Origin of the sequence: Paenibacillus sp. MMO-177, assembly GCF_037147795.1 — a bacterium.
Taxonomy (GTDB): Bacteria; Bacillota; Bacilli; order Paenibacillales; family Paenibacillaceae; genus Pristimantibacillus.
This window is the reverse complement of record NZ_JBBCUR010000001.1, coordinates 363,897-387,053: the sequence shown is the minus strand read 5'-3', so window position 1 is coordinate 387,053 and position 23,157 is coordinate 363,897. Positions and strand designations below refer to the sequence as shown.

General features: G+C 53.2%; 14 protein-coding genes. 13 read left to right on the top strand and 1 reads right to left on the bottom strand.

Annotated elements, in window-relative coordinates:
* Nucleotides 1–705: 705 nt before the first annotated feature.
* The 10 genes from WFK81_RS01660 (at nucleotide 706) to WFK81_RS01615 (ending at nucleotide 11,657) form a co-directional block, all read left to right on the top strand.
* The gene (locus tag WFK81_RS01660; protein WP_336784723.1) at nucleotides 706–1,509 is read left to right on the top strand and encodes an ABC transporter ATP-binding protein; all 804 of its coding nucleotides are present in this window, start codon (nucleotides 706–708) and stop codon (nucleotides 1,507–1,509) included.
* Between the two features lie 99 nt (nucleotides 1,510–1,608).
* Nucleotides 1,609–2,424, top strand: coding sequence for an ABC transporter permease (locus WFK81_RS01655; protein WP_336784722.1), 816 nt, complete (start codon nucleotides 1,609–1,611; stop codon nucleotides 2,422–2,424).
* The gene (locus WFK81_RS01650) at nucleotides 2,421–3,317 is read left to right on the top strand and encodes an ABC transporter permease (RefSeq protein WP_336784721.1); all 897 of its coding nucleotides are present in this window, start codon (nucleotides 2,421–2,423) and stop codon (nucleotides 3,315–3,317) included. Before WFK81_RS01655 ends, WFK81_RS01650 begins: the two co-directional genes overlap by 4 nt.
* Before the next feature lie 65 nt (nucleotides 3,318–3,382).
* The gene (locus WFK81_RS01645; RefSeq protein WP_336784720.1) at nucleotides 3,383–4,441 is read left to right on the top strand and encodes an ABC transporter substrate-binding protein; all 1,059 of its coding nucleotides are present in this window, start codon (nucleotides 3,383–3,385) and stop codon (nucleotides 4,439–4,441) included.
* A 648-nt stretch (nucleotides 4,442–5,089) separates the two neighbouring features.
* Nucleotides 5,090–6,361, top strand: a complete 1,272-nt coding sequence (locus WFK81_RS01640) for a M20 family metallo-hydrolase (protein ID WP_336784719.1) — start codon at nucleotides 5,090–5,092, stop codon at nucleotides 6,359–6,361.
* Nucleotides 6,358–7,239: a nitrilase-related carbon-nitrogen hydrolase gene (locus tag WFK81_RS01635; RefSeq protein WP_336784718.1), complete on the top strand. Its 882-nt coding sequence runs from the start codon at nucleotides 6,358–6,360 to the stop codon at nucleotides 7,237–7,239. Before WFK81_RS01640 ends, WFK81_RS01635 begins: the two co-directional genes overlap by 4 nt.
* A gap of 28 nt (nucleotides 7,240–7,267) precedes the next feature.
* Nucleotides 7,268–8,623, top strand: a complete 1,356-nt coding sequence (locus WFK81_RS01630; RefSeq protein ID WP_336784717.1) for an NAD(P)-dependent oxidoreductase — start codon at nucleotides 7,268–7,270, stop codon at nucleotides 8,621–8,623.
* Nucleotides 8,624–8,646: 23 nt separating this feature from the next.
* On the top strand, nucleotides 8,647–9,951 hold the full coding sequence (preA, locus tag WFK81_RS01625; protein WP_336784716.1) for an NAD-dependent dihydropyrimidine dehydrogenase subunit PreA: 1,305 nt from the start codon (nucleotides 8,647–8,649) through the stop codon (nucleotides 9,949–9,951).
* Between the two features lie 3 nt (nucleotides 9,952–9,954).
* Nucleotides 9,955–11,376, top strand: coding sequence for a dihydropyrimidinase (gene hydA, locus WFK81_RS01620; protein WP_336784715.1), 1,422 nt, complete (start codon nucleotides 9,955–9,957; stop codon nucleotides 11,374–11,376).
* Between the two features lie 50 nt (nucleotides 11,377–11,426).
* Nucleotides 11,427–11,657, top strand: a complete 231-nt coding sequence (locus WFK81_RS01615; RefSeq protein ID WP_336784714.1) for a hypothetical protein — start codon at nucleotides 11,427–11,429, stop codon at nucleotides 11,655–11,657.
* Here WFK81_RS01615 and WFK81_RS01610 read toward each other — a convergent pair whose 3' ends face one another.
* Complete coding sequence (locus WFK81_RS01610; RefSeq protein ID WP_336784713.1) at nucleotides 11,658–13,271, bottom strand: PucR family transcriptional regulator; 1,614 nt, start codon at nucleotides 13,269–13,271, stop codon at nucleotides 11,658–11,660.
* 369 nt (nucleotides 13,272–13,640) lie between these two features.
* Between WFK81_RS01610 and ald the strand changes: the two genes are divergently transcribed.
* The 3 genes from ald (at nucleotide 13,641) to WFK81_RS01595 (ending at nucleotide 23,140) form a co-directional block, all read left to right on the top strand.
* A complete protein-coding gene (ald, locus tag WFK81_RS01605; protein ID WP_336784712.1) occupies nucleotides 13,641–14,768 on the top strand; it encodes an alanine dehydrogenase in 1,128 nt (375 codons plus the stop codon).
* 635 nt (nucleotides 14,769–15,403) lie between these two features.
* The gene (locus WFK81_RS01600; RefSeq protein ID WP_336784711.1) at nucleotides 15,404–16,588 is read left to right on the top strand and encodes a HupE/UreJ family protein; all 1,185 of its coding nucleotides are present in this window, start codon (nucleotides 15,404–15,406) and stop codon (nucleotides 16,586–16,588) included.
* Between the two features lie 39 nt (nucleotides 16,589–16,627).
* The gene (locus WFK81_RS01595; RefSeq protein ID WP_336784710.1) at nucleotides 16,628–23,140 is read left to right on the top strand and encodes an S-layer homology domain-containing protein; all 6,513 of its coding nucleotides are present in this window, start codon (nucleotides 16,628–16,630) and stop codon (nucleotides 23,138–23,140) included.
* Nucleotides 23,141–23,157: the final 17 nt, after the last annotated feature.

Sequence of the window (23,157 nt, the reverse complement as noted above, 5' to 3'; positions counted from 1 at the left end):
CTGTCCCTGAGGGACGGCCTCTATTTTTTTATGGGGGTTACACGTCTAATTGAAAGGCTGAAACTAGTCTATCAGTAAGTCCAGAATGGTGCGTTCACGCTTGAAAGGCTGAAATCAGCCTAAAAAATTGCGTAACCGCACCTGCTCCCAGAGCTCGAATCGAGTCCGTGCCAACCAACCTCTTCCTAGCCCGCCACACTGCACGAAATGCAGCATAATGAGGCTCTAAAGCCCAGTAACTTGTTTTACGTTGTCCGTTATGCAGGATATTGCGGTGAATGAGTACCGGAACGGACCATTGAGGCCCGATTTACTGCAATCCGTGCAATGTATTCCTCAAGGGAGAGTGTTTTACGTCCCTTATCCTGCAAAGTGTACAACGTAGCGCAAACAGAAGGAGTCGGTTAATGGCCAAGGCGATCCAGAATATTTCAACCTGCCCCCTATAAAGCGCGTTTCATCTACATTAGCCAATACCATCCCTAGATTACGGTAGCTAGCATGCAAGTATAGTAACTCGATCCTTACATCATCTAACCTCTATCAAACCGCCTCTATACATAACGTCCAACGTTCACGCTATTTTATAAAACAGTTTGTATAATGTAATCCAAATGGCGTGTTATATAATATTACATAACAACACAAGCGGCGCGTTAAAGGATGACATTATCAATCTTCATTATGAGCGAGGGGGTTGGGAATTTGTCGCAAGAGAGTCAGAAGGAAATTGAGATACGGATCGAAGAGGTGTCGATGGCGTTTGGCCGGAAGGGCAGCGAGGTGTCGGCTCTCTCGCAAATCAGCTTTGATATCCACCGGAGCGAATTCGTTTCCCTATTAGGGCCTTCGGGCTGCGGTAAATCAACATTGCTCCGGCTAATCGCGGACCTGCTGCAGCCGACAAGCGGAAGGATAACGATCGGGGAAGAGGAGCCCCGCGAAGTCCGGTTAAAACGAAGATTCGGGATTGTTTTTCAAAGCCCTACCTTATTCGAATGGCGCACGGTGAAGGATAATGTCGAGCTTCCGATGGAAGTGCTTGGCCTTAAAAAGTCTGAATATTCAATCATATCAAGGCGTCTGATCGACATGGTTGGCTTAACAACATTCAAAGATCATTATCCCTGGCAGCTAAGCGGAGGCATGCAGCAACGAGTTGCGATTGCCAGAGCTTTGGCGCTTGACCCGCCGATTCTGCTGATGGATGAGCCGTTCTCCGCTTTGGATGAATTTACGAAGGAGAAGCTTCAGCTTGACCTGCTCGACATTCAGAAGCAGACCAACAAAACGATCGTATTTGTTACTCACAGCATTCCGGAAGCGGTGTTTCTGTCGGATCGGGTTATCGTCATGTCGGCACATCCCGGGCGGGTCCATGCGATCTTGGACATCGAACGGGAGGAAGGAAGCTTCGAGCATATCCGCAATTCTCGCCTTTTCCATGAGATGACGGCCAAGGTGAGGGCCTGCCTTGCAGAAGATAAGAATTGCATTCGCAATTCTTAAGTTAATGCTTACGAAGTAAGAATTGCATTCGCAATTCTTAAGTTGATGCTTACGAAGTAAGAATTGCATTCGCAATTCTTTTTAAGGAGCGTGATTCTCTTGATAAGCGGATGGCTTAGAAAAAGCGGCCAGGGCGGGATTCTCGCCTTGTGGGTGGCGGGAGCTCTGGTGCTATGGGAAGGGGCGGCCTGGTACATAGCCGATATTGCTCATGTACTGGCTCCGGCCTCCAAGCTCCCTTATCTTCACCTTGTCATTGAAGCTCTCATTAAGCACTGGTCTACGTTAGCCGAGCAAGGGGCGATTACCTTCGGGAACTCGATACTGGGCTTCCTGATTGGAACGGGCGTAGGGGCTGCGCTAGCTATTATCATGAGCTTGTCCAGAGCAATCGAGCTAACTCTATCTCCCTATATGATCGCTTCGCAAATGGTCCCGATTATCGGGCTGGCTCCAATTCTGTACGGCATTATCCATGATCCTGCGATGTCGAGGGTGCTGATGGCGGGATATGTAACCTTTTTCCCGGTAGCCATTCATATGCTGCGCGGCCTTCAGAGCATCAAGCCGGAGCAGGAGGAATTGATGCGTTCGTACGCAGCCTCCAGATGGACGACGTACACCAAGCTGCGGCTGAAGGCATCGCTTCCCGGGCTTTTTGCCGGACTTAAGCTGTCCGCCCCTCTCGCGATTACGGCTTCCATTATCGTTGAGCTGATGGGCGCGCCAAACGGCATTGGAGTTTTAATGCTCAGCTCTCTCTACTATGGCAGCTCGCAAGTGTATATGTTCTGGTCCACGATTCTAATCAGCGTGGTCATCGGGTTGATCTGGTTCCTGCTCGTTACGCTGGCTGAACGGTTATGGACTCCATGGCAGCCGGAATTTCGTTCGCAAGGGGGAAGGGAAGGATGAAGGAGATGACCGCCGTCAATACGGAGAAGTCTCCTGTCCCGGACGCGTTGCCACGATTAGTAGCAGACCATACAACAAGACTTAACTCCAAAGTAAACAGCCTATCTCCAAGCCCCTTACGAAAACAATCCAGAAGCACGTTCTGGCTGCCTATCGGATTTGGCCTCCTCTTTCTGGTCATCTGGCAGCTAAAAGGGTTCCATAAGCTGTTTCACCTGGAGCTTTATCAATTGCCGATCCCGTCAGCAATTGGAAAGGCTATTCAGACAAACGGCGATCTCCTCTGGAACTATTCCCTCTATACGGGCGCGGAGATGATCGGCGGCTGCCTGATTGGCTCGGCCATTGGCCTACTCGCAGCCATTGCAGCGTCCTTAATTCCGCAAGCCGCTAAAGGCGCAATCACCTTAATGGCTGGCTTAAACGCCATCCCAATCGTTGCGCTCGCGCCGGTTATGAACAACTGGTTTGGCGACGGCGTCGCTTCCAAGATCGCGATTGTCGCCATCATGACGATGGCTACAATGGCGGTAGGCGCCTATAAGGGGCTGCGTTCCGTCGAGCCCGCTTATCTGGAGCTGATGCATGCCTACGCGGCAGGAAGGCTCGTTATCTTTTTCAAACTTCGGTTCAAACTTGCTCTGCCGGCTATTTTTACAGCGCTTAAGATCAACATGGCAACCGGCCTCATAGGAGCGATAGTTGGCGAGTTTTTTATCTCTTCCAGAGGGCTGGGCTTTCTGCTATCCGATCAGATCAAGCTGGGCAACATGCCCATTGCCTGGTCCTGCATTGTTATCGCCGCCGTGCTTGGCATCGCGCTTTATTATCTCATTCAACTGATCGAGAGAATCGCGATTCCGTGGCATGTCGCCCGGCGCAAGCTGCAATAACTTCTTACGCATCAGGGGATGTCTTCATCTTACAAATAGATAACGATAGGGAGAGGATGGGGTAGATGAGAAAGAGAAACCGGGTCATTAAGGCCGTAACCTCGCTGACGATGGCAATGGCGCTTATTATGGTCGCAGCCTGCGGCAATAACAGTCCATCGGAGTCTTCGGCGAACGAGGGCAAATCAAGCGAACCTTTAAAGAAGGTAAAAATCCAGTTGAAATGGGTGCCTCAAGCCCAGTTCGCGGGAATTTTCGTCGCCAAGGAAAAAGGCTTCTACGAGCAGGAAGGGCTGGATGTCGAGATTGTGCCGGGCGGGCCGGATGTCGTTATAGAGCAGCAGGTTGTGAACGGTGCGGCGGATATCGGCGTAACAAGCTTCGACAGCCTGTTGGTGAACCGGGACAACGGATTGCCGCTTGTCTCTGTGGCGCAGATTTTGCAGAAGAGCTCGTACCGCTTTGTTGCGGGCAAAGCTTCCGGGATTGATACGCCGGCGAAGATGAAAGGCAAGAAGGTAGGCATGTGGACGGGAAGCCAGCAGTTTCAAGTGCTTGCTTTTATGGAGAAGAACGGCCTTGATCCGAAGAAGGATGTCGAGCTGGTGAAGCAGGGCTTTACGATGGACCAGTTCTTCAACAAGCAGCTGGATGTAGCGATCTCTACCATCTACAACGAGTACCATGTCGTGCTGGAGAGCGGCGTGAAGCCGGAGGATTTGTATGTGTACGACTTTGAGGATGCGGGCGTTGGGATGCTTGAGGATACGCTGGTGGTGAAGGAGGATTGGCTGAAAAATAACCGGGATACCGCGGTTAAGGCCATCCGCGCCACGATGAAGGGCTGGAACTACGCAATTGCCAACCAGAAGGAAGCGGTTGATATCGTAATGAAAGCCGTCACAGAAGGCAGCACAACGAAGGAGCATCAGACCACCATGCTGATGGAAATGGCGAAGCTTGTGAAGCCGGAAGGTTTCACGGATGCCCAGGTAGGCTCTTTCGTGGATGATGCCGTGCAGCGGACGGTAGATATTTCGCTCAAATACGGATTAATCAAGGCTGCGCCGGATTTAAGTAAAGCCATAGACAAGACGATTCTGGCGGATGCGGAAAAAAGCTAGAAAGGATGGAGAAGCTTAAGGTCCCTAAGGGACCTTAAACTCGAGAAAACTGAGGCCGGCAGGGTGGTTAAGGTCCCTAAGGGACCTTAACGCAGCAGAAGCGGCGGCGTGAAGCCCCGAAAGTGGCGGATGTGAAGGACTTAAGGTCCCCAAGGGACCTTAAGCTCGAGAAAACTGAGGCCGGCAGTGTGGTTAAGGTCCCTAAGGGACCTTAACGCGCAGAAGTGGCCGCGTAAAGCCCCGAAAGTGGCGGATGTGAAGGACTTAAGGTCCCTAAAGGACCTTAAACTCGAGAAAACTGAGGCCGGCAGGGTGGTTAAGGTCCCTAAGGGACCTTAACGCGGCAGAAGCGGCGGCGTGAAGCCCCGAAAGTGGCGGATGTGAAGGACTTAAGGTCCCTAAAGGACCTTAAGCTCGAAATAACTGAGGCTGGCAGGGTGGTTAAGGTCCCTAAGGGACCTTAACGCGGTGGAAGCGGCAGCGTGAATCGCCGAGAGAGGCAGTGGATGCGGCTGCGATTAGGAGATGCAAGGGTGATTTCGTTCAAACGGCTGCCCTCGCCTGAGGGCAGCAATCCGACTAACCGTATAAATTCGAATATCGTACATACTTATATGTCATCGGAGACAAGGCGGGAGGGAACGGGACATGAGTGTGGAGCTGCAAGCAACGATTAATGCGGAACGGCTGAACCGACATATCGAGGAGCTGGCGCAGATCGGAAGGATTGGGGAGACCGGCGTATGCCGGCTGGCTTTGTCGAAGGAAGACAGAGCGGGCGTAGAGCAGGTGAAGAGCTGGATGGAAGAAGCGGGAATGAGCGCAAGAATAGATCCTTTCGGCAATCTGATTGGCGTATTCAGAGGAAAAAATCCAGAGCTTCCGGTGCTGATGCTTGGCTCCCATGTCGATTCCCAGCCTTACGGCGGACGTTATGACGGGGCTATTGGCGTTCTTGGAGCAATTGAGGCTGTACAGACGATGGCTGAAAAAGGCATAACGCCGGAGATGGATATTGAGGTGGTCGCCTTTTGCGATGAAGAGGGCTGCCGCTTCAACAAAGGATTATTTGGCGTCCGCGGCATGACGGGCAAGCTTGAGGAAGGGGAGCTTGACCGGACAGACAAGAATGGCGTAACTCGCAGGGAAGCCTTAATTGAATTTGGCTGCGACCCGGCAGAGTTTGAAGGATATACGTTTGAGGCGGGGAGGATCGGCGCGTTCTTGGAGCTTCATATTGAACAGGGGCCGGTGCTCGAATCGCTTGATTCGCCGATCGGCATCGTAACCGGTATTTCCGGACCGCTCTGGTGGACGGTTGAGCTGAACGGCTTTGCCGGGCATGCGGGCTCGGTGCCCATGCCGATGAGACGGGACGCGCTGGTTGGCGCGGCCAAGGTAATCGTCGCCCTTAACGACCTCGCCCGTCTGGAGGAAGGGGCGTCGACGGTGGGGACGGTAGGCTCGCTGTCGGTGTTCCCGGACTCCCGCAACATCATCCCGGAGAAGGTGACGTTTACGGTTGACCTCCGGGATATCGTTCTCTCCCGCCGGAACGAGAGGGAGCAGCAGCTGCTTGATACCATCCAGGACATCTGCGATGAGCATGGCCTGCAGTATCTGATCCGGGAGGATACGAACAGCGAGCCGAGATATTGCGCGGAATGGATGAAGGACGTCTTGCGGAAGGAAGCGTCGGGCATGGGAATGAAGCTGCCCGAGCTGATGAGCGGACCGTTTCACGATTCGCTGACGATGTCTTACGTGACGGATTACAGCATGATTTTTGTCCGGTGCAAGGACGGCATCAGCCATAACCCCAAGGAGTATTCGTCTCCGGAGGATATCGCCCTGGGAGCGGAGCTGCTGTACCGGTCGGCGGTACGTATCGCAAAGCGGAATCGGGAGGAGAAGCGATGAGTAAGGTAACGATTGGATTAATCCAGGCATCCCATGACGTACATGGCGATGAACCGGTAGAGGCGCACAAAAAGGCGGCGATCGAGAAGCATATCCGGCTGGTCCGCGAAGCGGCAGCCAAGGGAGCGCAAATCATCTCGCTGCAGGAGGTTTTCTACGGACCGTATTTCTGCGCGGAGCAGGTCACCAAATGGTATGACGCCGCCGAGGAAATTCCGAACGGTCCTACCACAAAGCTGTTCCGGGAGCTTGCCCGGGAGCTAGGTGTCGTTATTATTCTTCCGATTTACGAGCGCGACGGCATTGCGAGCTATTATAACACCGCAGCGGTGATTGACGCGGACGGTGCTTATCTCGGCAAATACCGCAAGCATCATATTCCGCATGTAGCGGCAGGCGACGGGGGCTGCGGCTTCTGGGAGAAGTATTATTTTAAGCCGGGCAATCTGGGTTATCCGGTATTTGATACGGCTTACGCGAAGGTTGGCGTATACATCTGCTATGACCGGCATTTCCCGGAAGGGGCGCGTGCGCTTGGGCTGAACGGGGCGGAGATTGTCTTTAATCCGTCCGCGACGGTAGCGGGTACCTCGGAATACCTGTGGAAGCTGGAGCAGCCGGCTCATGCGGTGGCGAACGGCTATTACGTGGCGGCTATCAATCGGGTTGGGTACGAGGCACCTTGGAATATGGGAGAGTTTTACGGTCAGTCGTATTTGGCCGACCCCCGCGGCTCGATTGTAGCTATCGGCAGCCGGGATCAGGATGAGATTGTTATTGGCGTGATGGACAAAGAGCTGATCCGCGAGGTGCGAAATATTTGGCAGTTTTATCGGGACCGCAGGCCGGAAACGTACGACAGCATCATAAACCTATAATAAGCGCTGAGGGAAAGGGGGATGACGGATGGCTGCAACGTTTATATCCGCGGAATCTTTGCGGCGCAATTTTGCCGAGGTGAAAGCCGGAATGAAGCCCAAGGAGGCGGTCGAGGAGTCGAACCGCTGCCTGTATTGCTATGATGCCCCGTGTATCAAGGCTTGTCCGACAGGCATCAACATTCCGTCCTTTATCAAAAAGATCGCCACCGGCAACATGAAAGGCTCCGCCCGCGCCATTATGGAGGCGAATCCGGTTGGCGCAAGCTGCTCGCGGGTATGTCCGACGGAGGAGCTATGCGAAGGGGCTTGCGTGCTTAACCATTCGTCCAAGCCGATTATGATCGGAGATCTGCAGCGTTACGCAACGGATTGGGCAATCCGCAACGAGCAGGTCTTGTTCAAGGCGGGAAGCAGCAACGGGAAAAAAGCAGCGGTTATCGGCGGCGGCCCGGCAGGCTTGTCGGCGGCAAGGGAGCTGGCCCGATTCGGCTTTGCGGTCACGGTGTTCGAAGCGAAGGAGCAGGCAGGCGGCCTTGATACGTATGGCATTGTCTCGTTCCGGCTGCCGCAGGAAATCTCGCTGTGGGAAGTCGAGCAGGTCAGGCAGCTTGGCGTCGAGATCCGCACGGGCGTAAAGGTTGGAATCGATATAAGCGTTGAAGAAATTAAGCAGCAGTACGATGCGATTGTTCTGGCCATCGGCATGTCCAAGGTGCCGAAGCTCGGCATCGAGGGCGAAGGACTCCGAGGCGTCTTTGACGCGATCGAGTTCGTAGAATCAACGAAATCGTCCATTCGGACGGATATTGCGGGCAAAAAGGTTGCCGTTATCGGTGCCGGCAATACCGCCATTGACGCGGCGACCTGTTCGGTTCGGCTTGGAGCGGACGAGGTGACGATTGTCTACCGCCGGACTTCCGCAGAGATGACGGCCTACGATTTCGAGTTCGACTTTGCGAAGCAGGACGGCGTTATATTCAAATGGCTGACCGCGCCAAAGCGGATCATTGGAGATTCAGCCGGTAATGTAACGGCGCTCGAATGCACGTTAATGAAGCTTGAAGAGAACGAAGGGCAGGTCCGGCCGGTGCCGGTGGAAGGGTCGGAGTTTTTTATGGACGTTGATGCGGTTGTTCTTGCCATTGGTCAAACGCGCCATATCGGCCTGGTCGAGCAGCTTGGTCTCACGCATAAACGGGGAACCGTAGCGATTGATCCGGTTACGTTCCAAACTTCCGATCCGCAGGTGTACGCGGCTGGCGATGTTATTTTTGGCGACGGGCAAGGGGAAGCGATGGTTGTATCGGCGGCGCAGCAGGGCAAGAAAGCCGCGTATGCCATCTATCGGCAGCTGGTGAAGGAGCAGGAGGAGACGGCGTAATTATTTTTTAGGAGGGGAACGCGATGGCTGATTTGCGTATCAATCTGGCGGGCATATCCTCGCCGAATCCGTTCTGGTTAGCGTCGGCGCCGCCAACGAATACGGGGTATCAGGTTCAGCGGGCTTTCGAGGCGGGTTGGGGCGGAGCGGTATGGAAGACGCTTGGCGATCCGATTATCAATACCTCGTCGCGGTTTGCGGCCGTGCATTTTAACGGGCAGCGCGTGGCGGGCTTTAACAATATCGAGCTCATTACGGATCGGCCTCTCGAGGTGAATCTGAAGGAGATTTACGAGACGAAGAAACGGTTTCCGAATCATGCCGTTGTGGTGTCCCTTATGGTGGAGCCGAAGCGGGAGAAGTGGCATGAGATTGTAAAAAAAGTCGAGGCCGTAGGCGTCGACGGACTGGAGCTGAACTTCGGCTGTCCGCATGGCATGGCGGAGCGCGGCATGGGCTCGGCCTCCGGCCAGCAGCCGGATCTTGTTGAAGCGCAAACGATGTGGGCGAAGGAAGCGGCGAGAACGCCGGTCATCGTGAAGCTGACGCCTAACATTACGGATATTACGGCTACCGCGAAAGCGGCCGTTCGCGGCGGTGCGGATGCGATTTCGCTCATCAATACGATCAACTCGCTGGCGGGCGTGGATCTCGATACCTGGAACACGATCCCGCATGTTGGCGGCAAAGGCGCTCACGGCGGGTATTGCGGTCCGGCGGTGAAGCCCATCGCGCTGAACATGGTGGCGGAATGCGCGCGCAACGCTCAGGTTGGTGTGCCGATCTCCGGAATTGGAGGCGTCTCCAATTGGCGCGATGCGGTCGAATTTATGCTGATGGGAGCTACCGGCGTGCAGGTATGCACAGCGGCCATGCATCACGGCTTTAGCATCGTGGAGGATATGATCGACGGGCTGAGCAACTATCTGGATGACAAAGGCTTATCTTCCGTTACCGAGTTGATTGGTAAATCCGTTCCCCGTTACTCGGATTGGGGCGATCTTGATTTAAATTATCAGGTCGTTGCCCGGATTCACGAGGAGAATTGCATTGTCTGCAACAAATGCCATATCGCCTGCGAGGATACGTCGCATCAATGCATTGAACGCCTGACAACGGACGACGGCCGTGCTTACCTGAAGGTGCGGGAGGAGGATTGCGTCGGCTGCAACCTTTGTTCGATCGTTTGCCCGGTGGAAGGCGCGATCTCCATGGTCGAGATTCCATCCGGCGAGCTGCCGATGTCTTGGAATGAGCGCCAGAAGGCGGTAGCTGCAGTCGGCGATGCCAATCAAGCGCCAGGCGGCGCGAGCAAGGAGGCGGTATAAGCGATGGCTGCGAAAATCATACGAAACGGCACGATAGTAACCGCCGCGGATACGTATCAGGCGGATGTTTTGATTGAGGACGGCGTAATCAGGCAGATTGGCCTTGGTCTTTCGGCAGAGGGTGCAGAGATTGTTGATGCTGCCGGGAAATACGTTTTTCCTGGCGGGGTCGATCCGCATACCCATCTGGATATGCCGTTTGGGGGGACGGTGACGGCCGATGATTTCGAGACGGGGACAAGAGCAGCGGCATTTGGCGGGACCACAACGATTATCGATTTTTGCCTGACGGACAAGGGAAAGCCGCTAAGCGAGTCGCTTCGGAAATGGCATGCCAAAGCAGCCGGCAAAGCCGTTATCGACTACAGCTTCCATCTGATGATCAGCGAGATCAATGACGCCGTGCTGGCGGAGCTGCCTTCCATCGTGAAGGATGAAGGGATTACTTCGTTTAAGGTGTTTATGGCGTACAAAAACGTGTTCCAAGCCGATGACGGCACGTTGTACCGGACCATGCTGTCGGCCAAGGAGCTTGGCGCCATGGTCATGGTGCATGCCGAGAACGGCGATGTCATCGAGTTTCTGGTGGAGAAGGCGCTTGCCGAAGGGAATACCGACCCGATCTACCATGCGCTCACCCGGCCGTCCGCTATCGAAGGCGAAGCAACGGCACGCGCGGCGGCGCTTGCCGAGCTGACGGGGGCAAGGCTGTTTGTCGTGCACGTCACCTGCGCGGAGGCGGTCAAGGCGATCCGCGAGGCAAGAACCCGCGGGGTTGACGTGTGGGGCGAGACCTGCCCGCAATATTTGGTGCTCGATCAGTCGTATCTTGCGCTGCCGGATTTCGAAGGGGCCAAGTATGTCTGGTCTCCGCCGCTCCGCGAGAAAAGCCACCAAGAGGTGCTCTGGAATGCGCTTATTACGGGCTCCCTGCAAACGCTAGGCTCCGATCAGTGCTCCTTCAATTTCAAAGGGCAAAAGGATTTGGGGAAGGGCGATTTCAGCAAAATTCCAAACGGAGGTCCGGTCATTGAGGATCGTTTCTCGATCCTGTATTCGGAGGGAGTCGCGAAAGGCAGGCTGACGCTTAATCAATTCGTGGATATTGTCGCCACCCGTAACGCCAAGCTGTTTGGCTTATTCCCGCGCAAAGGGACGATTGCCGTTGGCAGCGACGCGGATATCGTTATTTTTGACCCAACCGCAGAGAGAACGTTATCGGCGGAGACTCATCATATGAACGTCGATTACAACCCGTTTGAAGGGCTTCGCGTGAGCGGCGTGCCGGAAAGCGTATTGTCGCGAGGCGAGTTTGTCATTCGGAATCAAGCTTTTGTAGGGGAAGCGGGGACGGGGCAGTTCCTGAAGCGCGAGACGTATAAGCAGACAAATGCAGGTGCCAAGGAACAGGTTGAACAGCTGTAAGCAGGGATAAGAGTGCAAGCGGGAAGACCATTCAACGGAGGTGCTTACTTATGTCCGCTTACCAGGAGTTTATGGAAGAGAAACAAAAGCTGGATGCTTATATCGGCAGGCAGTTCAGAATTCATAGCGTAGTGGAGAATTTGAGCGGTGCAACCATCGAGCTTGTTCATCCCGGCGGGGAGAGCGCGGTGCTGCAGCTGCTCTCCGCGGATGCCCGGAAATATATGTCCAATCTGGTGGTGAAGCAGCTGGCTTCCTCCGGCTGGAATGATGCGGGGTAACTACTGAATCGCTCCATACGTGTATTCGTATGCATTTAATGCGAGCTCAATGGCCAGCCTTTTGTCTGCAACGAGGTAGTCGTCGCCTAAGAGCGATGCTATTTTCTCGAGCCGATGATAAAGCGTCTGCCTAACGATAAACAGCTCTTTTGCAGTATCCTGTTTAGAGCCGGACAGAGAGAGGAATACCTTCAGCGTCTTGAGCAGCTGCCCGTTTTTCTCCTGATCGTACCGCGCCAGCGGGCCGATATATTCCTCGATGAGGGCGGGCAGCATTCCGGTTTTTTTGAGACCGGAGATGATCCGGTACGTGTGCAGATCACTGAAAAACGGCGAGCTGAGCGGTCCGATATCCGTCTGGATGGCAACCGTCTCTTGTGCGGACTCGTAGCCTTCCTTGGCGCGGGACAGATCGGTTATATATTTGCCGATGCCCATCGTTCCCGCGAATAAGGCGGTATCCGGGTTATGTTCGGTTCTTCTCAGGCGGTCAATGGCGCGGAGGAGGCGGTCCTTCCACTTGAGCTGCTTCATCTGATCGATAAGGACAAAGACGATATGATCATGAAAAATAGCGGGGAGAAGGAAGTAGCCTTCGCCTTCAAAGATGGCGCGGGCGACCATGTTTTTCTGAATAAGCAGCTCTTCGCCTTCCTTCCACTCCGCCAGCTTCAGGTTCAAGCGGAATACGCAAACGGTTAAGCCGTACAGCTTGGCGGAGGGCTTGATCGAGCAGATATACTCCCGGACTTCCTTCTCGGCATGCTTGCCGCACAGCCAATCCGTCACCCACATTTCATCCTTGTAGCGCCGTCGCTCCTCCATATATTTGGTGCGCATCATTTCTTGAGCGATAGCGGTAGCGCAGCGGTCGAGCGCCAGAACCTGAAATTCGCTCAGCTCCTGCTCCGACTGCAGCAGCAAATCGGCAAACAGATGGTCTAGGGCAAGAATCGGACGGTGCGCGAGACCGCGCTTCAGGTCAGGGGTGGCGAACATTTCTCCGTAAATCCATTGCTCGTAGAAGCTGTCTGCTTTGGCTTTGGGCATATGCGGAACAAACTGGGCTTCGGCATTAAGCGGGAAAAAAGCGACTTGGGTGCCGGTCGTGTGGTGGAGAAGCTTAAGCAGCGGCATAATGCCTTTGCCTGAGAGCAGCAGCTGGTTTAGCTTGGTGGAAAGGGCTTCGAGCTCATAAACCATGCGGTGATGCTGGTGGATGAAGTAGGCGTGAAGATCTTGGGTGATGTCGATATAACGAACCTCCTCGTGGAAAAAAAGGAGAGGAAAGTTCTCGCGTTTAGCCAGCTCGATCATGGCATCGGATGGCTTTTTGGTGTAGGTGCCCAGCTCGATACAGAGGCCGGAGGCTCCGGAATCGATAAGCTGCCGGAGGAACGATAGGCTTAGCTCCTCGTCGTCGTGCCAGCCTATGCCGGTGGACAGAATCAGCTCATTGCCGCTTAGAAGCTTGCCAATCTGGGTAACTTCCATAATGTGGACCCATCGTACGGTGCGATTCAGCGCTTCTTCGCTTGCGATCGTCTCAGCCTTCTGAAACAGCGGGCGCTGCAGGATGTCTCTAACGGTTAGCTGCATCAACGTTTCAACCATGGACATTCACCGCCCTAGCGTGAAATATTGGGGAATCGGAATCTAGTTTTTTCCCACCACAATAGAATTTATAAGTTTCGATAACAATTGAAAACTGAAATTCTATTTGGCGATAAAACCTACCTTTAGACGCGGTCGTTCATCTTTGATAGGCCTCGATATTGGTTTTCCCACCACAATAGAATTTATAAGTTTCGATAACAATTGAAAACTGAAATTCTATTTGGCGATAAAACCTACCTTTAGACGCGGTCACTCATCGTCGATAGGCCTCGATATTGGTTTTATCACATTATACAAGAGGATAGAATTGGCAGGCAACGTAACGCATTGTGGCAGGCGGATAGGAGAAAGGGAGGGAGCGTATATATGGAGATTGGCGTTCCGAAAGAGAGAAAAAGCTCGGAGCATCGCGTTGCTCTAACGCCCGGCGGCGTTTATGAGCTCGTGAAGCATGGACACCGCGTGTTTGTGGAGACGGAGGCGGGGGCGGCTTCCGGATTCCCGGATGAACAGTATCTTGCGGCCGGAGCCATAGTTGTAGCGGATGCGGACGATGCTTGGTCAAGAGATATGGTCGTGAAGGTGAAGGAGCCGCTGAAGGAAGAGTACCGGCATTTCCGTGAAGGACTGGTGCTGTTTACGTATTTGCATCTGGCTGCGGAGCGGGAGCTGACAGAGGCTTTGGTACGGCAAAAGGTGACGGCGATCGCTTACGAGACTGTTCAACTGGCAAGCGGCCAGCTGCCACTTCTTACTCCGATGAGCGATATTGCCGGACGGATGGCGGCACAGGTCGGAGCGCAATTTCTGGAGAAGGCCTATGGGGGAAGAGGTATTCTGCTCGGCGGCGTTCCCGGCGTGAAAAAAGGCCGCGTCGCCATTATCGGCGGCGGCGTAGTTGGGACGGGTGCTGCGCAAATCGCGCTTGGACTTGGCGCCGACGTATCTATTATAGACCGCGATGCCGATAGGCTGCGGATGCTGGAGGACCGGTTCGGCGGCAGGGTGCAGACGCTCGCCTCGCATTCCCGGCAAATCGCCGAGGCAGTCGCCGAATCGGATCTTGTCATTGGAGCAGTGCTGATACCCGGCGCACGTGCGCCAAAGCTTGTGACGGAGGACATGGTCCGTGCCATGCCGGCAGGCTCGGTTATCGTAGACGTCGCCATTGACCAGGGCGGCAGCGTGGAGACGATCGACCGGATTACGACGCATGCCCAGCCGGTATTCGAGCGATTTGGCGTCCTTCATTACGCCGTCGCCAATATGCCGGGCGCCGTGCTTTATACGGCAACGGCGGCACTAACAAACGCCACGCTGCCGTACATGCTGGCGCTGGCCGACCGCGGCGTCCGCGCTGCGCTTGCCGGCAGCGAGCCAATCCGGCGCGGCGTAAACGCCATGGACGGCTTCGTCACTCATGAAGCCGTCGCCGCCGCGCATCAGATGAACTATACCAATGTGCGCGATCTGTTAAGCTCTTCGATCGCATGAGAGAACCCCCCGCAAGGCTGGACGCCAGCCTGCGGGGGTTCTTTTTTGTTTAAGAGAGCTGTGCCACTTGCGTGGCTTCCGGCTGCGGAAGGGACTTTAAGATTTCGCGAATAGCCCTGAATCGCCGCATGTATTGCGATTTCACGAGGTTAAGGTCCCTAAGGGGCCTTAACCCGCCTCGCATGAGCAGGAAGAAAGCCCTTAAGGTCCCTAAGGGACCTTAAGGATCCGCGAATAGCCCTGAATCGCCGCATGAATGGCTGATTTCACGAGGTTAAGGTCCCTAAGGGGCCTTAACCCGCCTCGCATGGGCAGGAAGAAAGCCCGTAAGGTCCCTAAGGGACCTTACGGATCCGCGAATAGCCCGGCATCGCCATATGACCGAGCATTCCAGCGGCCTACTTCCGAATCTCTTCCGAGGGCAGCAATCGCCATCCTCCAGCATGATTTAGGAACGATGCCAGCGGGCGGGCATCGGGGGAACTCTTTTCTACTATTTTCCTCAATCTCAATAATTTCTTTAATTACCCATTACGTTCTTCAAACACTCCAAAACTATAATCGCTAAGTATGTCAGCATTCGACAGATAGAGAGAGAAGAAGGAAGCCAAGCAATAGGGAGAAAGGAGACACACGTGAAATTACACAAAAAAGCCGGGGTTGTACTGGCTGCTTTATGGCTGTTTTTGACCGTAATGGGCGGAACGGCCGAGGCGCATTTCAGCTCGACGGGGTTCTCGGATATTACCGTTAAGGACAAGAGCCTGGAGTACAACTTGTTCTTGCTGGAGAGGGAACTGCTCGAAGCTATGCCGCAGCTTGACGGCAACGGTGACGGCAGGCTTTCCGAAGACGAGTTGTCCAGCGAAAATGATACGCTCACTGCGCTTGTTCATGACAGGCTTATCGTCACGGGCAATAACAAGGTTGGCATGGGAGTTGTTCTCGCAGCCAAACAGACGGAAAAAGCAAAAGTGCCGATGATCGAGATCGACATCAACTATGATTTTGCCGAGCCTGTCGACCGGTACATGGTTCAATATAACTTTTACGATGGAACGAATCCCGACCACCGCAGCTATGCAACCATCCGGATGGGGAAGCAGTCCATCGTACAGGTCATTAACAGCTCGAACAACATTTTGCAGATGGAAGGCTACCATGGAACGGATGCGGCAAGCTCCGATGCGGACACTGCTCAAGGTACGGGCGACATGAAGCCGGTAACCGCATCATCCTCATGGACAAGCACACTGAAAGATTACGTGACGATGGGGATGGAGCATATCTGGTCGGGCGCCGATCATATGTTGTTCCTCTGCGGGTTAATCCTGGCCTCGGGTACAAGCGGCTGGACGATGCTGAAGCTGGTCTCGGCTTTTACGGTTGGACACAGCATCACGCTGGTCCTGTCCGCGATGGATCTGGCATCGTTATCACCGCTTATCGTGGAGCCTCTTATTGCGCTGAGTATCGTGTTTGTAGCTTTTGAGACGATGTTCCGCAAAAGATTCCCGCAGCTGCAAGGCAAGCAGATTGCCGTCACGGTGACGTTCGGGATGGTGCATGGCTTTGGCTTTGCGGAGATTTTGCACGGAACGATGTCGGGCAACATTGCCCTGCCGCTTTTTTCCTTTAACCTTGGCGTTGAGATTGGCCAGCTCGTTGTACTGGCGATCGTTATTCCAATTCTATGGGTGATTCGGAAGCTGATCACAAACAGACGTCAGAGCGCGTGGACGTATGTCACCTCCTCTATCGTTGGACTGATGGGGCTTTACTGGCTGATCGAACGCCTCATTTCTGACTTCACGATGTAACAAGCGCTACATACTAATCAGAAGGAAGTGTTTCCTATTATGTTGAGCAAGAGATACAAGAAATGGATCTCTAGCGTTCTACTGGCAAGCATGTTGATGAGCATGCTGTCTTCTATTGGTATCGCTGCTGCTGCAGAAGAGAATACCGTACCGGAGCTGTTTGTCTCCGAGATTCATCCCGACGTAGCGGGAACGGATGATTACGAGTTTTTCGAAGTATACAATAACTCGAACAAAACGATTCGTTTGAACGATTATACATTCCTGTACCGTTATCCGGACCCTACAACTTCTCCGGATTTGACGTTCAGCTTTGGCGAGAAAACATTGGATCCAGAGCAGGTCATGGTGTTCTGGTACAATCCGAAAAACTTTGTCCTCGCCGATTTTAACGCCAAATACGGCGTAGGCTTGACGGACAGACAGATCGTCCAGATTACGGGTTTCAGTGGCTTCTCTAATACGGCTGACCGTGGGGTTGTCATTAAAAACAGCCAAGGAACGGAAATTTCGAGTTCCAGCTATACAGCCGCTACCGATGTTGGCGCCGGCCTTGGCGACCATTATATGCTGCCGGCAGCGGGTGGCGTGCAAACCGACAAATTTGCGGTGAAGTCTGCTCCAACTCCGGGTACGCTGGCACAAGGACAAATTCCGACAGTTCATTACCAATTCCCTGAGGGCCCGGTTAATCAGGCGCCGGTTATCACCCATTCTCCTGTCACAGCGGGAAGCAGTGAACAAGACCTGACCATTACGGCGCAAATTACGGATGCCGATGACACGGCTACGGCGGCGGTCTTTTATAAGAACTCGTCCGACGCTGCGTTTACTTCGGTCCCGATGACCAATACGGGAGGTTCAGATTTTTCCGCGGTTATTCCAAAGGCTTCTCTTACGGGAACCGAGCTGCAGTACTACATTGAAGCAGCGGACGCGGTTAACCATGTAAAATCGTCCACTTATACGGTTGCAATCGAGCAGCATAACTTCGATTACTCGAAAGTGCCTCCTATGCTTATTACGGAGCTTGTACCGGACAGCACAAACGTGACGGGGGTCAGCTCGGATGCTTATGAATTCGTCGAGCTGTACAACAATACGACACGTGCGATCTCGCTGAGCGAATACAAGCTGATCTATCGTTACACAAACTCCGCGACACCGGACGCTGTATGGGAACTGCCAAGCACGGCTGTAATCCCGCCGCTCGGCAATGTGGTGCTCTGGGTAATGAACGGCGCTACCAAAGATCTGAAAGTAGATGATTTTAACGCCAACTATCAGACCACTCTTGTAGAGAATACGAATCTGTTCCGCATCGATGGCGGCGGCGGCATGGCCAACGGCGGCCAGCGCAAAATCGTAATCGCGTCGAAGACTGGCAAGGAAATTGCCGAAGCGTTCTACGAGAACGATGCGCAGACGGTAGCGGACAAAGGGATTTTCTATCAATATCCGGTTGACGGCACAAACCAGATGAAGATGTTCAGCGCAGGCGTCACCGCCGCAACTCCAGGCACGGTAGAAGCGGCGTTGCTTCCGGAGCATCCGGCTCCGTCTGTTAATCAACTGCCTGTTATCGAGCATACGGCACCTGCTTCAGGCAGCATTGATAACGATCTGACGGTACAAGCAACCATTGCGGACCCGGACAGCGACGCCGTAACAGCATCGTTGTTCTACAAAGTAGGCGATGCAGCGGACTACGCTTCCTTGCCGATGTCGGCGGGAGAGAACAATGTGTTCTCGGCGAACATTCCGAAGGAAGCTTTTACGGATTCCCAGCTGCAATACTATATTCAAGCCAACGATGGCATCGATACGGTGAAATCGAACGCCTACACGGTAACGATTGAGCTCGGCAACGTCGATTACTCGAAGCTTTCGCCCCTGATGGTGACGGAGATTGTTCCGGACTCCACCAATGTAGGAACAGCGGACGGCTACGAGTTTATCGAGATTTACAACAATACGGACAAAACCGTAAACTTTAAAAACTACAAGATTCAATACCGCTATACCGCTTCCGGCCCGGATGCGGATGTGGTCTGGCCGACGGATTCGGAGGACCTGCTTATTCCGTCGAAAAAGACGCTGGTATTCTGGGTCATCAACAGCCAGAACAAGCAAAAAACCGTTGCCGACTTCAACGCCAACTACGGCACGAACCTGGTAGAAGGCACGGATATCGTAAAAATCTACAGCGATGGCATGGCAAACGGCGGCGGCCGCGGCATTGTTATTGCAACGAATACGAAGACCGAAATTTCGGCCGTTTATTACGATACGGATGCGGAGACTGTCGCAAACAAAGGGATTTTCTACAAATATTCGCCCACCGGCAGCACGCAGATGATCAAATACAGCGCGGGTACGGAAGCGGCAACGCCTGGCTCCGTAGCTCCGGTTCAAGTCCCGCAGATTACCGTTAAGACTCCGGTCGATACAACAAGCCCTACTTATAAGGATCTGACGAATACACCGGAGATCGACAAATCCAAAAATCTTTCGATCGTTGCGGAAGCGCATGACGAGAACGATGTTAAATCCGTAGCTTTTTATTATAAGAGCAACCTGGATACTCAATACACGAAACGTTATTTGGCAGAAAGCTTTGCCGATACGCTGTATCATTACACGATCTACTCGCCCGAACTGATCGGCCGAGATTACATCGAGTATTATTACGTCATTTCCGACGGCCAGAACGAAGTGACTTCGGAGAAGTACCGCGTTAACGTGACCGGCAATACGGATCATTCGGATCTGCGCCTTAACGTGAAGGACGGAGATTTCCTTGCCGGAACAAAGGTGCTGAAAGCAACGGCGGAGAATGCGCCGGCTTCCGAGCTTCATCTGTCCATTGACCAGAACGAAGCAACGGAAGGAACGTACAGCGCGGTTGAGCAGGACGCGTACTTCGCTTTCGAAGCGAATGGCGTTAACTACTACTTCAAGAACGGCGTTACGATGGGAGACGAAATTCTGTCGATCTTCCTGGACCCGATTAATACGTATACAACGCTGACGGTACCCATCGCGGCGGAACGCCTGAAGGGCGGAAGCAATATTATCTCCATCCGTGCTGGTACCAAGGCATCCCCGTTTGATGACCGGCCGGAAGAGAACAAGGATGATTTTACCGTTCGTAACGTAAGGCTTGTATTTGCGGACGGTACGGAAATTTTCGACGAACGTTACAAAAACCGGGATACTGTTATCTCGATGGGCGACAGTGCCGGTAAATTCCCGGTTATGGACTTCAACTTTGTCATTCCGGATGAGCTGCTTGCATCGAAGGCTTATGCGCTTGATACAACCAAGCTGACCGACGGCGATCATACCGTAAAAGTGAGTCACTCCCAGTACGGAGAGAAAGCTGCGGTTGTGAAAGTGGATAATACGGCGCCAACGATTGCAACGACTCTTCAAGAAGGAAAAGAGTACCGCGGTGCATTCACCATTAACGCTACCGCTAATGATGCGTTGTCCGGCGTGGATAAAGTGCAGGCGTGGCTGGACGAGACGCCTATCACAATCCCGTATGCAACGGCCTCCAAAGATTTGGCAGGCGGAGAGCATGTATTCAAGGTTCAGGCAACCGATAAAGTCGGCAACGTGGCTGTGAAAGAGGTTACCTTCTCCGTACCGGATGAGAATCCGCTTAAGCCGGAGCTGGTATCTCCTGCTAATGGCGTTTCCGGTACCGGCAGCAACCCGGTTCTGGCTGTAAAGGTAAAGGATCCTACAAATGACAAGATGGATGTTTCCTTTTACCGCGGCTTTAAGTATGACGGGGCTAATAAAGACGGCTTCCAAGGCTTCCGCAACGCGGCGGATGTCGAGCCTCCGAAGGAAATAGCTCCTGCCGGCGAACAAGCGATGAGCGCGGAAGATTATGCGTTGATCAGCGCCGCCGACGGCAAATATCTGACCGATGATTCCACGGAGCAATTCCCTTATCAGCGGTTCCAGGTTCAGCTTGATCCTTCCGTGAAGGATACGGACCAGATCGAACTGAGCTGGAAAGGCAAATCGCTGGAAGGCCGGAAGGTCAGCATGTATGTATGGAGCCCGTCCAAACAGCAATGGATTAGCGTCGATTACAAAGTAGCGGGCTCGACAGACTTTGCGCTTGGCGCATGGGTTACGGCCGGGGAATATGCGGACAATCATACGCTTCAAGTGATGGTGCAGGACGAGCTGCCGGTTTCGCAGGAAAACTATGATTTCTCGTTTGCCTGGATGTCCGATACGCAGTATTACTCGGAGAGCTATCCGCACATTTACGAGGATATGGTGAATTGGATTGCCGACAACAAAGAGAAGAATAAGATCAAATACGTGATCCATACCGGCGATATTGTCGACGATGCGGATCAAGAATTCCAATGGAAGCGTGCTTCCGCCGACATGAAGGTGCTGGAAGACGCAAACATCCCTTACGGCGTCCTAGCCGGTAACCATGACGTTGACCATCAGGTTGGCGCGTATGATTACTACTGGAATTATTTTGGGGAAAAACGGTTCAAGGAGCAGCCGACTTACGGCGGTTCCCTGGATAACAACCGCGGTCACTATGACCTTGTATCCTCGAATGGCAATGATTTTATTATGGTATACATGGGGTGGGGTATCCGCGATTCGGATATCGATTGGATGAACGAGGTGCTGGCAAAATATCCGGACCGCAAAGCGATTCTGAACTTCCATGAATTCCTGCTTGTATCCGGCAACCGGGCTCCGATTGCGGATAAGATTTTTGAAGAAGTGGTGCAAAAGAACAAAAACGTATTTGCCGTCCTTTCCGGCCATTATCATGACTCCAAACTGCTTGTAAGCGAGCTCGATGACAATGGTGACGGCAAGACAGATCGCAAGGTGTATCAAATGCTGTCCGACTACCAAGGCGGTCCGGAAGGCGGTCAAGGCTATATCAAGCTGCTGCAGTTCGATATCGCGAATAGCAAGATGTATGTAAAAACGTATTCGCCGTATATGGACGACTATAACTTCTACGATCCAAGCGATACGACTAAACAAGAAGAATTCACGCTTGATGTGGATTTAAAGCCGCAGGTAAAAGAGGTTTCGACCGACTACATGGGCGTTAACGTCTACTCCGATCAGCCGATCGGCAAGGTAGATCAGGTAGCAAGCGGAGAGCAGGCGTCCGTGAAATGGAGCGGTTTGAAGGCGAATACCAAATACCAATGGTATGCGGCAGCCGAAGATGCTTTCTCCGGCAAGACGTTGTCCGACATTTGGAGCTTTAACACAGGCTCCAATAGCGATACCGGTACAACCCCGCCTGTAGAGGTACCAAGCGGCGGATCCGGTAACGGTGGGAAGAAGCCGGAGCAAACAAACAATGGAGTCAGCATTGACGGCACAACAGCCGGTCAAACGTTAACCGTATCGGCTAAGTCGTTGAACGAAGCGATCAAAATGATTGCGGGACAAAAAGGCCAGACGGTAACCATTAAAGCAGATTCCAAGCAAGCCGTAAGCGCGGAACTGCCGGCACGAGTGCTGATGGACGCGCTTAAGCAAGCTCCAAATCTGACGATTTCGGTTATCATGGGCAACGCAAGCTATGACCTGCCGATTCGCGCCCTTAACCTGCCAGCGACAATTGGCACGGACGCGACGATCGTAATCAAGATTAATCAAGCGGACAGCACATTGTCGGGCACGATGAAGGACAAGGCAGCTAAAGCCGGCGTTAAGCTGATTGGTACTCCGGTTGAGTTTAGAGTCATCCTTCAAGCAAACGGCAATACAAAAGAAATTCATGATTACGGCAAGACGTACGTATCCCGTACGCTCGACATCAATCAGACTTTGGATGCTTCGCATTCCACAGCCGTGATGTATAACGAGGCGACCGGCGCGTTTACATTCGTACCGGCAACCTTTAAGAAAGTAAACGGGCATACGATTGTAACCATTCAACGCAACGGCAACAGTATTTATGGAGTGTTGCAGCTGAGCAAGACCTTCAGCGACCTTAGCAAGCATTGGGCGAAAACGGATATCGAGCTGATGGCCTCCAAGCTGATTGTCAAAGGCACCAGCAACACGATGTTTGCTCCTAACGCCGTTGTTACCCGTGCAGAATTCGCGGCTATGGTCGTCCGTGCGCTTGGTATCTCCGAAGATCAAGCTGCAGCATCCTTCAAGGATGTAAGCAGCAAGAACTGGTTCTCGGGCGCGGTAGGCGCAGCGGTAAAAGCAGGTATTGTAAAAGGCTACGATGGCAATAGCTTAAAGCCTAATGCATCGATTACCCGCGAAGAGATGGCGGTTATGATCTCTCGTGCGCTCGCCTTTGCAGGCAAACAGCCAGCCGGCGCTGCCTCGCAGCTGAATGCCTTCAAGGATAAAGCTTCTATTGAAGCTTGGGCGAAGCAGGCAGTAGCGCAAGCGGTTGAAGCGAAGATTATCGAAGGAAAGACGGGCGGTAATTTTGCTCCGGACAGCAAAGCGACCCGCGCGGAAGCAACCGTTATGCTGAAGCGACTGCTCGAGTACGCAGATTTTATTTAAATTCCAAAGGTGTATGA

Excerpts from the sequence above, each read along its gene's own strand:
- WFK81_RS01645 (WP_336784720.1), top strand. The coding sequence starts at position 3,383 with ATGAGAAAGAGAAACCGGGTCATTAAGGCCGTAACCTCGCTGACGATG.
- WFK81_RS01650 (WP_336784721.1), top strand. The coding sequence starts at position 2,421 with ATGAAGGAGATGACCGCCGTCAATACGGAGAAGTCTCCTGTCCCGGAC.
- WFK81_RS01630 (WP_336784717.1), top strand. The coding sequence starts at position 7,268 with ATGGCTGCAACGTTTATATCCGCGGAATCTTTGCGGCGCAATTTTGCC.
- hydA (WP_336784715.1), top strand. The coding sequence starts at position 9,955 with ATGGCTGCGAAAATCATACGAAACGGCACGATAGTAACCGCCGCGGAT.
- WFK81_RS01615 (WP_336784714.1), top strand. The coding sequence starts at position 11,427 with ATGTCCGCTTACCAGGAGTTTATGGAAGAGAAACAAAAGCTGGATGCT.
- WFK81_RS01635 (WP_336784718.1), top strand. The coding sequence starts at position 6,358 with ATGAGTAAGGTAACGATTGGATTAATCCAGGCATCCCATGACGTACAT.
- preA (WP_336784716.1), top strand. The coding sequence starts at position 8,647 with ATGGCTGATTTGCGTATCAATCTGGCGGGCATATCCTCGCCGAATCCG.
- WFK81_RS01640 (WP_336784719.1), top strand. The coding sequence starts at position 5,090 with ATGAGTGTGGAGCTGCAAGCAACGATTAATGCGGAACGGCTGAACCGA.
- WFK81_RS01610 (WP_336784713.1), bottom strand. The coding sequence starts at position 13,271 with ATGGTTGAAACGTTGATGCAGCTAACCGTTAGAGACATCCTGCAGCGC.
- WFK81_RS01595 (WP_336784710.1), top strand. The coding sequence starts at position 16,628 with ATGTTGAGCAAGAGATACAAGAAATGGATCTCTAGCGTTCTACTGGCA.
- ald (WP_336784712.1), top strand. The coding sequence starts at position 13,641 with ATGGAGATTGGCGTTCCGAAAGAGAGAAAAAGCTCGGAGCATCGCGTT.